Source organism: Halomonas sp. ND22Bw (assembly GCF_003011945.1).
Classification (GTDB): domain Bacteria; phylum Pseudomonadota; class Gammaproteobacteria; order Pseudomonadales; family Halomonadaceae; genus Halomonas; species Halomonas halophila.
Window position 1 is genome coordinate 1 of record NZ_PXWD01000685.1, and the last position, 278, is coordinate 278.

At 66.2% G+C, this 278-nt stretch carries 1 protein-coding gene; it reads right to left on the bottom strand.

The window, feature by feature from the left end:
• Positions 1 to 261 (bottom strand): CHASE3 domain-containing protein (locus CVH10_RS19880; RefSeq protein WP_369335903.1); only part of this gene is annotated, 261 nt, incomplete at its 3' end.
• Between the last annotated feature and the right edge of the window lie 17 nt (positions 262 to 278).

Here is a 278-nt window from a genome sequence, read left to right on the forward strand (position 1 = left end):
GAAGTGCTTCTTCCCAGCGCCGCTGGTCTCAAACGCGACGAGCGCATCCGACCCGGCCGAACCCGCCGTCACGTCGCGGCGCAGCTTGATCCCCGGTTCCGTGACTTCACGCTGCCAGGCGGCGGCCCGCTGCTCCAGGTCTTGCCAGCGTCGGACCTGGGTCGGATTGTCCGCCGTTTCCTGCTGCAGTTGTCGCAGCTTCTCCTGATAGACCTTCGCGCCGGCCGCATACGGCTCCAGAAACTCATCGCGGCCGGTCACCAGGAATCCACGATAGC